This is a genomic window from Flavobacterium gelatinilyticum (assembly GCF_027111295.1).
Taxonomy (GTDB): Bacteria; Bacteroidota; Bacteroidia; order Flavobacteriales; family Flavobacteriaceae; genus Flavobacterium; species Flavobacterium gelatinilyticum.
The window spans coordinates 5,582,007-5,600,094 of the sequence record NZ_CP114287.1 but is presented as its reverse complement, the minus strand read 5'-3'; the positions used below and the strand labels follow the sequence as shown (position 1 = coordinate 5,600,094).

The 18,088-nt window shown below is 35.8% G+C and carries 9 protein-coding genes; all 9 read right to left on the bottom strand.

What is annotated here, in order from left to right:
• Nucleotides 1-190 precede the first annotated feature (190 nt).
• On the bottom strand, nt 191-3,340 hold the full coding sequence (locus OZP11_RS24085; RefSeq protein ID WP_281233032.1) for a DUF6298 domain-containing protein: 3,150 nt from the start codon (nt 3,338-3,340) through the stop codon (nt 191-193).
• 148 nt (nt 3,341-3,488) lie between these two features.
• Nucleotides 3,489-5,195 (bottom strand): polysaccharide lyase, encoded by a 1,707-nt coding sequence (locus tag OZP11_RS24080; RefSeq protein WP_281233031.1) that lies wholly within the window; start codon nt 5,193-5,195, stop codon nt 3,489-3,491.
• Nucleotides 5,196-5,286: 91 nt separating this feature from the next.
• Nucleotides 5,287-5,961 carry a DUF3826 domain-containing protein gene (locus tag OZP11_RS24075; protein WP_281233030.1) on the bottom strand — a complete coding sequence of 225 codons (675 nt, stop codon included), beginning with the start codon at nt 5,959-5,961 and terminating at the stop codon, nt 5,287-5,289.
• Between the two features lie 181 nt (nt 5,962-6,142).
• Nucleotides 6,143-7,852, bottom strand: coding sequence for a polysaccharide lyase (locus OZP11_RS24070; RefSeq protein WP_281233029.1), 1,710 nt, complete (start codon nt 7,850-7,852; stop codon nt 6,143-6,145).
• A gap of 118 nt (nt 7,853-7,970) precedes the next feature.
• Entirely contained in the window at nt 7,971-9,968 is a 1,998-nt protein-coding gene (locus OZP11_RS24065; RefSeq protein ID WP_281233028.1) for a RagB/SusD family nutrient uptake outer membrane protein, read from the bottom strand.
• A gap of 18 nt (nt 9,969-9,986) precedes the next feature.
• Nucleotides 9,987-13,340, bottom strand: coding sequence for a SusC/RagA family TonB-linked outer membrane protein (locus OZP11_RS24060; RefSeq protein WP_281233027.1), 3,354 nt, complete (start codon nt 13,338-13,340; stop codon nt 9,987-9,989).
• Between the two features lie 629 nt (nt 13,341-13,969).
• A complete protein-coding gene (locus OZP11_RS24055) occupies nt 13,970-14,752 on the bottom strand; it encodes a rhamnogalacturonan acetylesterase (RefSeq protein ID WP_281233026.1) in 783 nt (260 codons plus the stop codon).
• A gap of 4 nt (nt 14,753-14,756) precedes the next feature.
• Complete coding sequence (locus tag OZP11_RS24050) at nt 14,757-15,740, bottom strand: pectinesterase family protein (RefSeq protein WP_281233025.1); 984 nt, start codon at nt 15,738-15,740, stop codon at nt 14,757-14,759.
• A 234-nt stretch (nt 15,741-15,974) separates the two neighbouring features.
• On the bottom strand, nt 15,975-17,996 hold the full coding sequence (locus OZP11_RS24045) for an aceric acid hydrolase (protein ID WP_281233024.1): 2,022 nt from the start codon (nt 17,994-17,996) through the stop codon (nt 15,975-15,977).
• Nucleotides 17,997-18,088 lie beyond the last annotated feature (92 nt).

Here is an 18,088-nt window from a genome sequence, read left to right as displayed (position 1 = left end):
ATTTTTATTTCACGCAGATTTTGCTGATTTAAGCTGATTTGCGCAGATTATTTTTTTTAAAATCTGTTTGATCTGCTTTGATCTTTTTTAAATCTGCGTGAAATTTTTTTACTCTCGCAGATTTTGCAGATTCGGCAGAATTTTTAATCCTTCTAATCTGTGAATCCCGATAACTATCGGGAGTGGCAAATTATTTCTTCATTACAAAAAGCACTTTTTCTTTTATTTCGGCTTGTGGAATCGTTACTTGTTTTCCTCCGCTGATGTTGGCTTTTTTGGTTATATTTCCTTTTGAAGCATTGATTGCAAATACTTCAAATGTTCCTTTTTCGTTTGATAAATCAATTGTAATATCTTGATCGTTTTTCAGATAGAAAAGATAGCTTTTGCCTTTGTTTTCTAATTTCCAAAGATTATCTGAGAACGTATTTCCGTCAACTAATTTCATTTCGCTTAAAGCGGCATAAAACTGAGGCAATTCGATTTTTGGAATATTTGGCATTGAAGCTCCTCCCATCAAAGCGGGCCATCCGAAACGAGAAGAACCGTCTGTTGAATATAAAATCACTTTTTCAGGATATTTTTCTCTGTATTCTCTCACGGCGCGATAGACTTGATTATCCGTTTCTTTTCCTGTTTTTAATTTTCTGGCGTGCTGTCTTGGTGCTAAATTAACACCTCCTTGTGGAGCATAAGCCGAACCGTCTTCTTTGTAATACCAATAACGAATGTCGATTACATCAACTGTTTTAAATCTTTTGGCATCATTTAAAATCGCGTCCTGAACGTCTTTTGTTGCACTTAAACCGATTAAGCCTTTTTTACCCGTTTCGTCTTTCCATTTTTGCGCTTCGTCTAACCAGAATTCCATAAAATGAAGCGGACCTGTATATTCGGCACTTGTTAGCTGAATTACGTTGCTGTTTTCCTGAAAGTTCTCGAACGATTTTCTGATGAAACCTTGGTGTAATTTTCTTCTATCAGCATTTGTAACATCGTAAAACTGTTCTGCCATAAAAATACGTTTGTCTCCTGCGTAAGGTGGCGGCTCAGGAAATCCTGAGTTGTTGATGTTATTAGCCGAACGCCAAGGTGAACTTGCCCAGTGCGCTCCCGCTTCTAAAATATTGTGCTGAAAATATTGCTGATTGATTAACATTTGTCCGTTTGGTTCCGCCAATGTTGCAAATTGTGCTAGACGGCTCCAATACCAATCATTGAATTTTGTTAAATCATATTTGCTTAAATGATCCCAAGCAAAGTCTTTTCCGCTTCTTGCAAAAGGCTGTTCGTAAAACGGAGGCCAAGTATCGTCATCAATTCTTCTAACACGTTCGTGATCGTCCATTCTGCGGTCGTACCACAAACCGTAATTGTGTTCTAAAGCGATAATATTATTTGAAGTTAAATAATCAACTGTTTCCTGAACTCTGTCTGTTAATCCGTTTCCTGTTCTTCCTGGTACAAAACGAGTTACATGCGGTAAAGATTTGTTTACGAAATCATCTGTAAGATCACCTCTCCACCACGCTACATTCATTTGTTTTCCAGCGATAACTTTTCCGTTAAAAGTTAACCAGCCATTTTCTGTGATAACTTTTGATTTATTCTGTGCTTTAATTGAAGAAGAAATTTTTAAATCATTTGCATTTTTTAAACCTGAATTATTGATGTTAATCGGGTTTTGTTTTGAAACTTCTGCAATCCATTCTGGCAGGCTTTGTTTGGTTGTAACTGAAGCTTTAGTCAATTCTTGCGCCACTTCGATTGTTGGACTTGAAGATGGTTCTGAACCTAAATCGTAAATAAAAGCAGGTGAAGGAAGTTTTCCTAATCTGCTTTCTAATTGCGTGTAGAATAAACTTCTTGGGCTGATATGTCCGTTTACATCTTTCCAATGTCCGTTTCCTCCAAATTGTCCCCAAACTCCAAAAGCCCAGTTTTGAGCTGTTGGCGGACTGTAACATTCTACTTTTGAAGCTGAAGATTCCCAGATTACAGAATTTGCTGCTGTCCATCCTGCTCCTCTTCCACCTTGTTCTCTATTGTTATAACTCAATGCTTGTCCGTCGATATTAGCAATATCAAATAAAACGCCGGTTGCCCAGCTTCCGATTGCGCCACTGTTGTTGAATGGAAGATGTGATTCGCACTGAACAAAAGCATTTGGACCTGTTGTTCCAAATCCTCCCACAGCGAAATCATGATATCCAAATTCTGAATAACATCGTTGGAAAAGCGTCTGCTGACCTTCTGTATAAAATGTATGTCTTCTGAATGACGCAATTTCTGAAATAGGTTCAGTCGCGATACAATCTTCAACTGTAATCTGCTGACTTGTTTTTAAAATCGTAACAGCGCCGCCTGCAAAATGTTTGAAATTAACTTGTTTTACCCAAGTATTTCTAGTGTTTTCAATACTAATTGCCTGCCATCTGTGTTCTTCGTCTTTTGCGTTTGAAGCATTAAAAGTTGATTTAATCAAGATGTTTTCAACTCCAGCATTTTCAACTCTTCCCGGCCATGAATAAACCGTAACTTTTGAAACTCCGAAAACATCATCTAATGACATTGTTATTGGAGCATTCAATGTAACTTCATTTCCGTTGATTTTGGTTACAACTCTATTCCAAGTCATATCCCAAGCGCCTTTTTTCCATCCAATCCAAGAAGTTTCTCCGCCAAAATCCTGCATGTTTACTTCTTTAATGAAATTATCTGTCAAAGGTTTGCTGATTTCAATTTCATCAGAAACTTTTAATTTCGAAGCGTTTTTTAATTGGATTTTCTGAGTTCCAAGTGGTGTGTAAGCGTTATTAAATTCGAAAGTATCTTTATACACTTTATCGTTTACACCTAAAATTCGAATCAAAGCTTCTCTTTCTAAACCTGTTCCTAAAAGGACAGTTCCGTTTTCAGCATTTCCACTTCCTCGTAAAACAACACCCGATTTTCTGATGTATAATGTTCCGCTTACTTTGAAAATTCCTTTATCTAAAAGAACTGCTCCACGAAAACCTGATTTGTCTGGTTTTAATGCGCTTACATAATCGATTGCATTTTGGATCTTCTGCGTGGCATCTTCTTCTTGTTTGGAAACAAAAATCTTATTTTCCAGATTCGGAATTGCAACTTCAGAATTTCTATATCCTGCAAAAGAAAAATCAGGAATCTGGTTTCCTTGATTGTCTGTCGTAAAAGAAAGTTTTCCTTCTTTTGTTTTTACAATGTCAGGGAAAGTGTTTTGGGCAGTGATGCTTGTACTAAACGACAAAGCAAAGCACATTAAGAACAATGTGTTTTTGAAAGAAGCAATATTTTTTAGTTTCTTGGAGTTCACTTTAAAATATTTTGTGATTTATCCTAACAGGTTTCCAAACCTGTTAGGCATTATTATTTTTCGAAATTATATAATCGAAATTAATTCTAACCTTATAATTATAGATACCTAACAGGTTTTGAAAACCTGTTAGGATATGTAAAAAAAATTATTGTACTAATGACTTTAATTTAGCCAACGTATCGTTGTTATTATCGATTTTCGTCCAATCAACTTTACTTGTTGGATCGATTCCGTTAAAATACTTTTCGATGTTTGTATAACCGTCTCCGTTTAAATCTTTATTGGCATCTGAAGCGTCATTTGGATTTAAACCGTATTTTTTCTCCCAAGCATCTGGAATTCCATCATTATCAGAATCTTTATAAGCTTTTCCTTTGTAAGTTGGATAGCCGCCAACTTGATCCGGATGCGTGATGATTCCTTTTTTGTAAGAATCTGCAGGTAATCTTCTTTTAACGAATTCTTTTCCGATTGAGTTTTCTAAACCATCTTTCACTTCAATTTTTCCTGTGCGAACCTGTTTCAAAATTCTTTCATCAACAGCATCTCTTTTTGGTATTGTCGCTCCAACATTCGCTAAAACAAAATCATACGCTTCTTCTGCTTTCATAATTTTGAATTCAGGCATTGAGAATGGTTTTGGCTGTTTGATTGCTGCTAAAAACTCTTTTGTTTCTGCTTCTGGAAGATTTTCCAATTGTACGCCGCCATTCCAGTTATCTGCTGTAACTTCAGGAGAACCTACAATGAAATTTCCTGAAACATACGCTCTTCCATATTGTTTTGGCTCAATATATCCAGACTCAGGCTTTACAATTCTGTGTGCAATAGGCTGATCTGCCGGCGTTATTGGACCTGGTTTAAAATAATTATTGATGATGTTTAACATCGAACGGTAATCTCCGCCATCTAAGGTACGATTCCACCAATTAAATACTACGTTATTGACAAAATTAAAGTCGCCATACATTCCGATAGAAGCATTTCTAGAAATGTTGTCGGCCCATAAATTACGCATAAAAGTACTATTTAATCCGCCAATTGTACTTCCAAATGCATGATTATAAGTATCTAAACCTTCTGATGAAATCGTGTTCTGAATTGTGATGTTGCAAGCCGGCAATTTCTCCAATTTCGATTTTGCATTCGCTGCAAATTGATGTCTGTATAAAGAAATATTTTCGTCTAATCCCCAGCTGATTGAGCAATGGTCTACAATAATATTTCCCATTGGATTTCCTCCAAGAGCGTCATCTCTTCTGGTTACTTCCGTCGCACCACGCCTAAAACGCATGTGTCTGATAATAACGTCGTGTGTGTCAATTTCTAAAGTTTCTCCTGCGATACAAATTCCGTCTCCAGGAGCAGTTTGCCCAGCAATGGTTACGTAAGGCGCACGCATGCTGATTCTCTTTTTTAAGTGAATAATTCCCGAAACATTAAAAACGATTGTTCTCGCTCCAACTGCTTCGCAAGCTTCACGGAAAGTTCCTTTACCGCTGTCTTCTAAACTAGTAACTACGAATATTTTTCCGCCACGTCCGCCTTGTGTGTACGCTCCTCCTCCTTCGGCACCTGGAAAAGCAGGAATATCAGCAAAAACAAAATCTTTTGGGTAAGAAGCCCAAGGTAAATAAGGTTTTCCTTGTTTTGCTTCTTCTTTGATTATATGAAGATTAGCATTCCATATTTCGCTCAATCTTGTTTCTTCATCCGCTAGAATAGCATCTGCTTTTGCCTGAACATCTTTTGGAATTACCGGATATTGGGCATATGCTGACGATACAAGTGAACAGAATGAAAATGCCAGTAATGTTTTCTTTAAAGTACGGTTGGGAAAAATATTTTGCATTTGTTGGGTTCTTGGTAGTTAGTAGTTAGTGATTAGTAAAGAGTAATTAGTGAATAGTGCTAATCACTCTTCACTAATTACTGAGAACTGTTTATTGGCCTGATTTGGCTTTTTCTCTTTGTTCAACACGTTCGTGCCAGTCTTTACTTTCTTTGTTTAGATCGTAACCTTGTTTTGATAAATAGTTGTTGATTCTTCCTTTGTATTTACCAAACCAGCCGTGTTTTTCTTTAGATGAACCAGCGTCCATTGCGTGTTCTCTCGCTTCAACTAAAGCTTTGTAGATATACTCTTTTTGTTCTGTAGTTAAATTTGGAAGCATGTCATTATAAGCAACAACTGTAATTGGCAATACGCCATACGTCATTCCGTCTTTAACTTCAGTAATTTTTTCTTCTGGTAATTCTTTACCTAATTTTTTAAGATAAGATTTATGTAATTTTGCAATTGACTTGTCCGCATTTGCTTTCAGTTTGTCAATTTTTTCGTTTTGTTTTTCTTTGGCTAACGAAGTATCTTCTTTTACTTTTTTGATTTCAGCATCTCTTCCGTCCTGGATTTCCGTTAAATCTCTGAATTGCTGCGCTATTATATTTGAAACTGCTTTTTCTTTTGCATCATTTTTCAAATCTAATTTTACAACGATTTTAGCAGCTCTTTCGTTTGTAACTTTGATATATTCAGGATCTAAATGTTGCTGCGCATTTAAAGTTGAAAATGCGAAAACGATTGATAATAAGCCTGCGTTTATTTTATTTAGTCTCATGATTTTACTTTTTTAAAATTTAAAGGTGCTTTCTTTTTAATCTCGCAAAGTCGCTAAGACGCAAAGTTTTTTGCATTCACTTTTTTAAACAAGCCTTGCGTCTTTGCGTCTTTGCGAGCAATTTTTCAGCTTTCGCGAAAAAAATAATTCGCAGCTCTTTCTATCTTTTCAAAAATTGTTCCTATTTTAAATCTAACAGCGGTCTAACTAATGTTTCTTTGTTATTAGCTAAATCTTTCCAGTTAACTTTTATTGCAGGATTTACACCGTTGATGTAATCTTCAATATTTGAGTAACCGTCTCCGTTTAAGTCTCCTTGAGCATCTGATGGGTCATTCGGGTTTAAACCGTATTTTTTCTCCCAAGCATCCGGCATACCGTCTTTGTCTGTGTCTACATAAGGTTTTCCTTTGTATTCCGGATATCCTCCAACTTGAGAAATATCTGTAATGATTCCTTTTTTATACGAATCCATCGGTAAACGTCTGTGTTCGAATTGGTAGAAAGTCTTTTTCTCTAATCCTTTTGCATATTCCGGAACTCCGGTTTTTACTGTTCTTACGATTCTTTCGTCAACTTTATCTCTAATTGGCAAAGTTGCTCCAACATTTTTAAGTACGAATTCATAAGATTCTTCAGCTGTCATGAATTTATTGAACCAAGGCATTGGGAAAGGTTTGTCTGATTTCATTTTAGCGAAGTAATCTTTTGCTTCTTCGTAAGACATTAATTCGCCTTTTTTGTTTTCGATTTGAATACCTCCGTCCCAGTTGTCTTTAGTTACTTTTTCGTTTCCATTAACTACGTTTCCGTTTACGTAAGCTCTACCAAAAACCATGTAAGGCAGTTTGCTTCTTCCTGATTCCGGTTTTAAGATTCTATAGCTGATTGGCTGTGTTAAATCGGTTACTGGACCTGGTTTGTAAAAGTTGTTGATGATGTTATAATTAGCCGTGTAATCGCCGCCATCTGTAGATCTGTTGTACCAGTTGAAAACTACATTGTTTACAAAGTTGAAGATTCCGTTCCAGCCAATAGAAGGATTTCTTCCTGCATTGTTAGCCCACATATTTCTCATAAAAGAACAATTTTCACCACCTAAAGTACTTCCGAAAGCGTGATTGTAAGTATCTAAAGCTTCTCCGAATAAACTGTTTTGGATTGTAATATTAACCGTTCCAACTTTAATATCCGGATATCCTGGTCCTGGGTTGTACATGTGTCTGTAGATTGACATATTTTCGTCTAATCCCCAAGTTGCAGAAACGTGGTCGATCATAATATTTCCAACAGGATTTCCTCCAATTGCGTCATCACGACGCCCAACGAAAGTTTCTCCACGACGGAAACGTACATGTCTGATAATTACATCATGCGTATCAATCCAAGTTGATTCTCCGGCGATACAAATACCATCTCCGGGAGCAGTCTGTCCTGCAATTGTGATGTAAGGTGCACGAATAATTAACGGACTTTTTAATCTGATAATTCCGGCAACATTAAATACCACTATTCTCGCTCCTCCTTGTTCGCAGGCTTCGCGTAAAGTTCCAGGTCCGCGGTCTTCTAAACTTGTTACCGTATACACTTTTCCGCCACGGCCTCCAAAGGTGTACATGCCTCCTCCTTCAGCTCCCGGGAAAGCCGGAATTTCAGCCTGAGGTAAGTCGGTTGGTCTTGCAGCCCAAGGAATATATGGTTTTCCATGTCTTGCTTCTTCTTCAATAACCACTAAAGCTTTTTCCCAAGCTTCATCAGAAAGTCTTTGAGCTTCTTCTTTAATCTTTTTTTCCTGCGCCTGAACCTCAGGACTTATCTTAGGATATTGGGCAAAACACTTTGCGCTTCCTAAAAAAAGCAGAGATGCGATAAATAATGCGGAATTTTTCATGTTAATTTTGACTTTTGGTAATTCTTTTTAAACAAATCACCTGTATCTTTTGAAGAATACAGGTGATATTGTCGTTAATTCTATTTGTTTTTAATAAAGATTGAGGCCTTTATTAGGATTATTCTTGGTAGTTATAAGTTCCAGCAGCCCCGTTTCCATCTTTCCAGCCTATAGTTTGTGTTAACCAAGGATTACCAACCAAAGCGCTTTGATTAAGTCCCATGATATAGTAATTTGATCTCCATAAAATTGGAGTCGCTACACTACTAACATTATCCATAGGTGTTGGAGGAGAACGCAATTCAAAATTATTAGTATAAAAAGCTGCTAAAGCATTGATTTGAGTTTGAAAGTCTGCTGCATCAGGATTAACAGAAATAGAAGCACGAGCGGCTGCTAAAGGATCCGTACCTGAAGGACTAGTTCCATTTTTATAGTGTAAATAATTCCCTATACGCTGAGTCCCATTTATTACCGGAATACCCAGTTTAGTATTTGTTGCATCGTTTATTGAAGCATCATCACTATAAAGCATCCATCTTTGCACGTCCCAAAAACGTTTTCCTTCATAAGCTAACTCAACTCTACGCTCATATAGACAAGCTTCAAGAGCTGCATATTTATCTGCCAATGTACCTATTCCATAATTATCAGTCGCAGCAATTCCAACTCGCTTACGAATTTTCGCTAAATAAGCTATAGTATTCCCAATTTCGCCTTTGGCAGCATAACATTCTGCAATGTTCAATACTAACTCTGCAAAACGATATTCCATAATATCCGTTCCTGAAACCTGAAAGTTAGCAGAATTACTTACTAGAGGACTTGACATTTTACGGATAAATGCCGGGCTAGATACATCATTACCCATACTAAAAGCTACACCATTGCCAGCATTTGTTGACCAGCGATATGCCCAAACGGTAGTTGCTGCAGCTGTAGGCAAGCTGTTATTATAAGACCAGTAGCTTCCTGAAAATCCGAACGTTCTATAAAAACGCGGGTCACGATCTTTAAAAAACAAGAATGGATCATAATTATTAGCAGTAGTAGGTCTTTTTCCGTTACTCATAGGAAATAAATCTATCATACCTTTTGGAGCTTTAACTCCACCACTTCCTTGTCCACCCTGGCTTGCTAATCGAATTGATCTCTCCCATGAGTTATTGGACTGTAAAGAAGGTGCAACTGTACTGCTGCTTGCCAAAAGCTTAACTGTTATTGCTTCTGGATGAAATGCATTATCATTTACGTAAAACATTTTTTCCCAATCTGATGCTGAGTTTCCATATAAACCATGTCCTGCAGCAGTTAATTCTGTTTCTGCAGCTAATCCCGCCGCTAGAGCAGCATCCCAACGTTCTGTTGATGAATCCCAGCTTTTATTAAATAACGGACTGGCATAAGTTAGTAAAACACGTGCTTTTTGAGCTAGTGCTGCACCTTTGGTAAAACGACCATAATCAGTCGCTGACCATTTTCTTGGTAACAAACTCGCAGCTAAATCAAGATCATCAGTGATTTGTTTTACTAATTCAGTTACTGTAGCTCTTGGTATTTTTATTGAAGGATCATCTTTAGAAGGAGTTTGAACAGCTGTTATAATTGGAACACCTCCAAATGTACGCATTAAATCAAAATATTGTATAGCACGTAAATAATACATTTGCCCTTTAATCTGATCACGAAACGTTTGATCTAAATTAGCTCCATCAACATCAATTCTTTCCAACATAACATTACAATCTCTAATTCTGTTATATGGGTCATTAGCAGGATTTTCAACTAAAGTTTTTCCATAATAACCCGATCCGTCCTGTGCATTTTCTAAAGTTATATTTGGATTAATCATTGCGGAAATTCCACCTATTTCTTCCGTATAGGAAGTTTGAGTTGTTGTAAAAGAACCAACAACTACTGCAGTTGGTGTTTTATAACCATCAAAAAAATCGAAATATAAATTATTAACGTACCAATTAACGCGTTCTTCACTTTTAAAGAATTCCGCATCATAATATTTATATTGCTTTTTATCTTCTAAAAAGTCATCACTACACGAAACTCCTAATACCATTAAAAGAATCATTGCTATGTATGTACAAAATTTTGCTTTCATAATTGTTTTTACTTAAAATTAGAATGATACATTCAAATTAATTGACCAGGTTCTAAGAGTTGGATATCTAGAAACTGAATCATCATACATATTTCTATAATGATTTGGATAAGGATTATACAAATCCCAAAGGTTGTTCCCTGTAATACCTAAAGTAGCTTTTTGAATATTTAACTGTTTCATTGCCTCTTTTGGAAGTTCAAATCCAACCGTCATATTTCTAATTACACATCTAAAAGTATCCAATTGCCAAAAATCAGATGGATAAAAAATAGATTCCTGTTGTCCCATGTTAGGATACTTACCGTTAGGATTATCGTTAGCATCATACATATCTGTCCAAAAAGATTCATGAGCCCAATCATTATGAGCAGATCCAGTTCCTTGTTTTACTAAATCCATAGATCTGTAACCTCCCCAAGAAGTTTGAATCTGTGTTTTAAAATAAAACGTTTTATATTTGAAACCTAGATTACTTGTAAAGCCATAAGTTCTACTGCTATTTGCAAGTTTCACATAATCTTCATTTGCCTGAATTCTACCATCAGCCCCAGCTTGAGTTCTTGTTGACGCATTGTAAACCCCTCCAGTATCTTCATAAGCCAGCATCCCTTTGCGCATTGAACCTACATTATTAATAGTCAAATAATTTGGTACTCCGCCTACAGCTGTAGCTCGTTCCGTTAAATAATTCCAATAATTTACAATATCCTCGTCTGTTCTTAAGATACCATCACCTGTTGAAGTACCTTTCCATGTCTTGAATCCATATGTTGGAAAAAAGGTTGAAGAACCAACCTCTGTTACATTCATATTTGCATTTGGTCTTGCCAGTGTAGGGTATTGTTTAACTTCATTATCTGAGAATCCAAAGTTTATACCAACATTATAACTAAAGTTTTCTTTGATTTTATCATTCCAGTTTAAACTAAATTCAGATCCCCATGCATCAATCGCAGCATAATTAACCTCTGCAAAACCACCTCCCACTGAAATTGGAGTACCAGCTTCAGCAGCCAATCCAATCAAGGCATTTGTCGTTCTATCATAATAGTAATCTGCCGAGATTTGTAGTCTGTTTTTAAGGAATGCAAGGTCTATACCAATATTGTTTTTGATTGTAGTATCCCAATGTACATCTTCATTTGGATTTGGACGCGGCGTAATTCCACCTCCTAAAAGACCTCCATTTCCACCAAATTGAACTCCTTTGTCTGGCAATGGTTCATAAAACTGCAGCCATCTCCAATAATCAATATTATCCTTACCTGTTTTTCCAATTGAATAACGTAATTTCAAGTTATTGACCCATGAAACATTTTCGCTAAACCAATCTTCTTTCGATACTACCCATCCCAATTGTGCACCAGGAAAAAAGCCCCAGTAATTTTGCGGAGCAAATTTAGTAGAAGCGTCACTTCTAAATAAAAATTCAACAAGATATTTGTCTTTAAAACCATAGTTGACGCGTCCTATGTAAGATTGTGTACCAGATTCTACCTTCACAGCTTCCGAGTTTGTGCTAATTGGTCCAGCAGTAGTACTATTTCCTAAAAAGTCTTTTGAAGTTCCTTCATAAGCTAAACGAACTCGTTTGTTCCAAGCTTCCGATTGTTCATAACCAAACATTGCAGATACATTATGATTACCAAAAGTTCTGGCGTATGTTGCAAAAAAGTTGGCTTGCACAAGTTTATCTAAATCTGTAGTGTAATAAACTCTTGAACCACGGTTATTGGTTTCTGGATTGCCATTATTTGCAAATTCTGAATTTGGATTTAAGAGATGATTATCCTGTGTATGATGATTAGAAATTCTAAGCAAATCATAAGGCAATTGATACTGTTCTGTATAACTACTAGATTGGCTTCTGGCAAAACTTCCTTTTACACTTAACCCCTTTAAAAAAGGCAGTTTGTATTCTAAAGATAAATTAACATTATATGAAAATTGCTCTTCTGTTTGTTTTCCCGCATCTAAACCTGCAAAATAGTTCCATCCCGCAATGGTAGTATTTGAATTTGCACTCCCTAAGTTACGATCTGTACGTGGAAAAGGGGACATCCAATATGTTTTACCATTTAAAGTAGTTTCCCAAGGAATGTACTTAGGCATATGCAATAAATATGCATAATCTGCCTGCTCACCTCCAGCCGCTGAACCAAAACTACTATCATTTAAGTTAGCTGAAGCTTTAGAAAATGATTTAGTCACATCAGTCGTAATAGCCGAAACAGAAGCAGAAAATTCTAAATCCTTAGAAACTTTAATATTAGTTCCTGTTCTGAAATTCCATTTTTTATAATCCTGTTCTCCTAAGTTAGCTCCCTGATCAAAGTATGTGATACCTGCAAAATAAGTTGCTTTTTCTGTTCCTCCACTTGCAGAAAGTGATTGTCTTTGCTGCATAGCAGGTTTCCATGCTTTTTTAAGCCAATCGTAATCTAAATTTTTCATTTCTTCAAGTTCAGCCGGAGAAAAATATTTCGCTCTATCAGCTTCTAAATTTGAATTTAAAAATCTATTCTTCCAAATTCCGTGTTCATAGGCACTCATTGTTTTACCATGACTTACCGCATCATTAATTGCGTATTGACTATAATAAGTAAACTTAGGTTTTCCGGATTTTCCTCTTTTAGTCTTTACTATAATAGCTCCTTGCGAAGCTCTCGATCCATAAATCGCTGCGGAACCATCTTTCAAAATTGTCATGCTTTCAATTTCTGAAGGATCTAATTGATTAAATGTTTCCATAGTCGGTTTTCCATTTTGAGGATCAATCTGCACCATATCATCAATAACTACTAATGGAATCGACGAATTACCATCTTTTGAAAATCCAAAAGTTTGACGTATTTGAATATTTGCTGACTCTCCTGGACGAGTAGAACCGCCCGAAACTGTTACGCCTGGAGTCAAACCTCTCAATGCTTCAGATAAATTTGAAACAGGCAGATCTTGAAAATCATCTGGTTTTAATGAGATAACAGCCCCTGTAACTTTATTCTTTTTCTGCGTACCATATGCAACAACTACAATATCATCTAATACATTAGAATCTTCCTGCATTTTAGCATTAACAGTCGTACGTCCATCTATTGCTATTTCTTGTTTTTTCATTCCTATAAAGGAAAAAACTAAAGTTGCATTTGGTTTAACTTTAATTTGGTATTGTCCATTAAAATCTGTTGAAACAGAATTTTTGGTAGATTTCTCTGTTACGTTTACTCCCGGAAGCAGACCTGATATATTATCCGTTACCGTTCCTGTAACAGTTACTGTTCCCTGACTGTTTGTAGTTTGAGCGTAACTCATCACAGTCATAAGTGTAAACAAAAGAAAACTACATCTCTTAATAAGTGCTTGTTTCATAAATGTTTTTTTTGGTTAGGTTATTTATTTTGTTAGTTAGTCATGTTAAATGTGCTTTTCCTTTAAATGAACTAAAGATTAAATAAATCTTAAAAATCCTCTTTAAATGTTTAAATCACATTTATTTTTTGTATTCCAAAAATAGGATGATGATATAATAGAACCGTCCTGCTCTATCCTGTTTTAATCATAGTATTTTAAAAAAAAACACATAAAAAAAACCATATTGATAAAAAATACACCGAAAAAGTATTTGGAATAAAAAAACAGCAGCACTTGTTTGCATAAACCAAAATATACAAACCGCTTTTTAGGCAAAAGAAGTAAAAAATTCACTAAAATCAGTAAAACTCTGATTTTAATTCAAAAACTATTTTATTGCGTTCTGAGTAATAAGACTTTACATTTATGAAATCGAATTCGTAATTTTTAATTTTTCAAGGGTAAAAAACAATAATTTCATATTAAAAAACCTACACATGAAGAAACCGGACAGTACAGTTTAATTGAAAATATTTTAGAAAAAAATCAATTTTTTAAACGTAAATTCTGACCAAGATTTTTTTATAAATTCTTAATTTTTTCTAAAAAAAAGTTTCGCCAGAAAAATATTCTTACGAAACAGTACTTTATAATTTTTTCATTTCTTCAAAAACGAGCTTAGCTACAGCAATTCCGCCTTCTGTCTGGAAATGTGTATTGTCTTTTTGCCCTTCCGGAAAGGCGGGATACTTACCTGCTTCGAAATTCATGAAGTAATTTACAGTAACATATTCTTGTCCTTTTGATGAAAAAAAGCTCATAGAAAGTTCATTCAAATCAATATATTTTACATTTAATTCCCTGGCAACATCAATCGATGCCTGCGGATATTCGCCGTGAACATTATTTAATTTTCCATCTTTCCATGGATAATTTCGGGCAACCGGAGTCAGAACAATTGGTGTCGCTCCTTTTTCTTTGGTTTGGTTAATGAAAAGTCGTAGAAACTCTTTGTAACCTTCAATATTGACATAACGTTCCGTTTTTTCAACAGAAGCATCATTATGACCAAACTGCATCATGACAACATCTCCTTTTTGAAGTGATTTGTAAACCGAAGCCCAACGTCCTTCCTGAAAAAAAGTTCTGGTACTTCTTCCTCCTTTTGCACGATCATCAACTTTAACTTCTTTGGCAGAACCTAAAATATTCTTGATCAATTTTAAGCTGTCTTTTTGAAAGAAAGGCTGAAAAACCTGTCCCCAGCCTACTTGCGGAAACTTTTTGGTTTGATAATTTTCTTCTAACGAATAGTCAGCAACGGTTGAATCTCCAATTAAATAAATAGTCGTTACTTTTGATTTGAAACTAAAGGCGCCCAATACTAAAATTAAGCACAATCCAACTGGAAAAATTACAAGGTTTTTCATGATTCTATTTATTTGGATTCCATCCGTTTAAAACTAAATCTCTATCGTATTTTTTAATATTTTCTTTCTTTAACTGATGCGACCATGCAACGCGTTGAGATACATCTTTTGCACTTGAACCTTTACTGCCAAATTCTGCATAATAAGCTGTTTTGTCTTTATCAGGAAATCGGGTATCAATCCATGCATTCCAACCTTCGGGAATAATATGCGAACCTATATCGGTATTGATAAAAACAGTTTGAGCATAAGGTCTCCAAGGTCTTCCCAGAAACACTTTGTCTACCGATTTATCTTTTGCAGTAAGCTTACAATCTGTAAAAACAAAACCATAACCTTGTCCTTGCGGCGTCGAAGCGGCAGTAATATAAGAGTTTACTAAACTTTCGATTGTGCATTTATAAAAATAAGCCGTTGCCGCTCCGAAAATAAAATCGGTTGTTCCGTTGATGAAGCAGTTTTCGAAATAGATCCTAGTATTTCCTTCTGATAAATAAAGCGTATCCTGATTTGCTAAAAGATTGCAATTCTTTACAATAACTCTATCTCCTTTAATGTGAAGTGCAACCGCCTGCCCTACTCGTCCTGCTGTGTTTTCGACGGTTAGACTTTCGAGTGTAGTATCATTTCCTAAAATCAAAAAAGAATACGAAGTTCCTGTTCCAAACTCCTTTTTCCCTGACGGATCTGGTTCACGAAGCGGTTTCCCAGAATAATCATCAAATGAAATAATCGTTTTATTTCTCTCCGTTCCTTTTAAAGTAATGAATGGTTTAGAAACCGGAATTTCTAACTTCTCTATATATTTCCCTGGCTTTATGGTTATGACAACACGTTTTTCTGAATTGTCTTTTACATTATTTACCGCTTCCTGAATAGTTTTAAAATCTCCAGAACCATCCTGAGCAACGGTTAATGCTAATTTGTTATCGAGCGTTTGGGCTGATACAGAAAATGTTATTAAAAATAAAGCCAGAATATATTTCATAGTTTTTAATTTATTGATTTTGTTTTGTCATTTCGACCGTAGGGAGAAATCACACTAGAAATTCCGCAATCTGAATCGTCTATCTTTGTAGAGTTACGTGTGTGATTTCTCCCTTCGGTCGAAATGACAAACTATACATACTATCTTTGTCAAAGTTCAAGAAATTTTATAAAAAATCCGTTTTTAATCAGCGTCTTTACGGAGTAAATCCGCCAAATCCGCGTCCCAAAAAAATTAATGCGACATCCAAACCGTCATTTCTCCCTGCCCTTTATTTCCCCATGCAAAATACGGAACCAATTTTACAGTTAAAGATTTTCCGTCTTTTGTTGAAATTGGTTTGTAAAGTGTTTTATTCCAAGAATTATCAGCAGCAATTTTTGAAGTCGCTTCAATCGTAACTAATTTTCTGTTTTTCAATTCTGTAAAATCAGTTTTAAAATCAGAATTCAGGTTTAAAATCACATCATTCACACTTGTTTTAGCAGGAAGCTGATCTGATTCTAAACAATAAACCAAAGGTCCTCTTTTTACTGCAACCTGATTTTTTACTTCTTCCACTAACGGATTGGCCTCCATAAGCTCAACTGGCATCGGAATATTCAGTTCAATAACATCGCCTTTTTTCCATTTTTGGTTTAATTTCAAATAAGTTCCTGAAACGATTTTATCTGAAACTTTCGAATTGTTTACCGAAACTTCCGCATTCTGACTCCAACCCGGAATTCTTAAAAAGAAAGCCTGCAAATCCTTTGGCGCTTTCACGATTTTCAAAGTTACTTTTCCGTCCCAAGGATAATTGGTCTGCTGTTCAATTTCTAATGCTTCTCCGCTTAAGGTTTTTGTATTCAAATTGTTACTTCCATACAAATTCACATACAAACCTTCTTTTGAAAGATTGTAAGCGTAATTTCCAACTTCGGCAACTGTTCTCGTTACGTTTGGCGCGCAACAGTTTGATAAAGCAATATAACCTTCACGCACATTTCCCCATCTTTGATGAAACGGCAAATCGTTTGAAACATTCAAAGGATTGTTGTACAAAAACTTATCTCCTTCTAAATTCATTCCCGAAAGTACGCTGTTATAAAGCGCTAATTCGACAATATCAGCATATTTGGCATCTCCCGTAATTTGAAGCATTCTCCAGTTCCACAACACATTTCCAATATTCGCACAAGTTTCGGTATGAGCCGTAGCGTTTGGCAATTGGAAAGGTCTTCCGTACGCCTGATGAATCTTCTGAACTACAGTTGGATCGTAAGAAGTTCCGTCTGGCGAAACTCCGTCATATAACGAACCACAACCACCTGTAATGTACATTTTGCGGTACGTAACATCATCCCAAATCGATTCCAGATTGTCTAATAATTTCTTTTCTCCCGTTTCTGCATATAAATCGGCAACTCCTGCATATAGATAATTGGCTCTTACAGCGTGACCCATTGCAGTAGTTTGTTGTCTGAACGGAACTCTGTCCTGATTGTCATCGGTTCCATCATTTGTAGTTCCGCGAATGTCAATCAGATTATTAGCCAATTCCAAATATTTCGGGTCTTTTACTGTTCTGTACATTTCAACAATTCCCATATAATGAGACGGACAAATCGCATTTCTTGCCAATTCTGGCGAAGCTTTTTTGTAGAAATCGTATAAGAAATCGGCCACTCCTTTTGCAATATTCAGGAAATTCGTTTTTCCTGTCGCACGATAATGAATGCAAGCCGCAGTCATTAAATGTCCCATATTGTATTTCTCGAAACCCAATTGTTTTTTAACTTCTTCCGGGCCTAAAGTTCCCCAGCGTTCGTCAATTAAAACCGGTGTATGGATGTAACCGTCCTTACGCTGTACTTTCGCAAAAAGCGCAATGGCTTTATCCATTTCGGCATCAAGCTTTTTGTCTTTTGTAATGGCATAAGTTGCTGCCATTCCTTCAAAAATCTTGTAGAAATCACCATCATGAAAAGAAGGTCCTTTGAAAGTTCCTTTATCTAATCCTGCTGCAATTTCGAAGTTTTTGTATGCATGAGAAGTTTCGCTATGATACAAATCCCACATGTATGGCAGCGTATTTTTGGTTTCTACATCAAATTGTTCTTTCCAGAATCCGTTGGTCCATTTTACGTCTTGCAAACCTACGCTCTGCAATTTAGAATATGGACTTTGTGAATTCGCAACTAAACCTTTGTTTTGAGCCACTACTCCAACACCAACAAAAAATAAGCTAAGAGAAACATTTAATACTTTTTTCATTTTATTTTGATTTTGAACCATATAAGTAATATAAGTTCATTTAAATTAAGTTCTGATTTTAAACACATTAAGTCAATCTTATAATTTCTTAT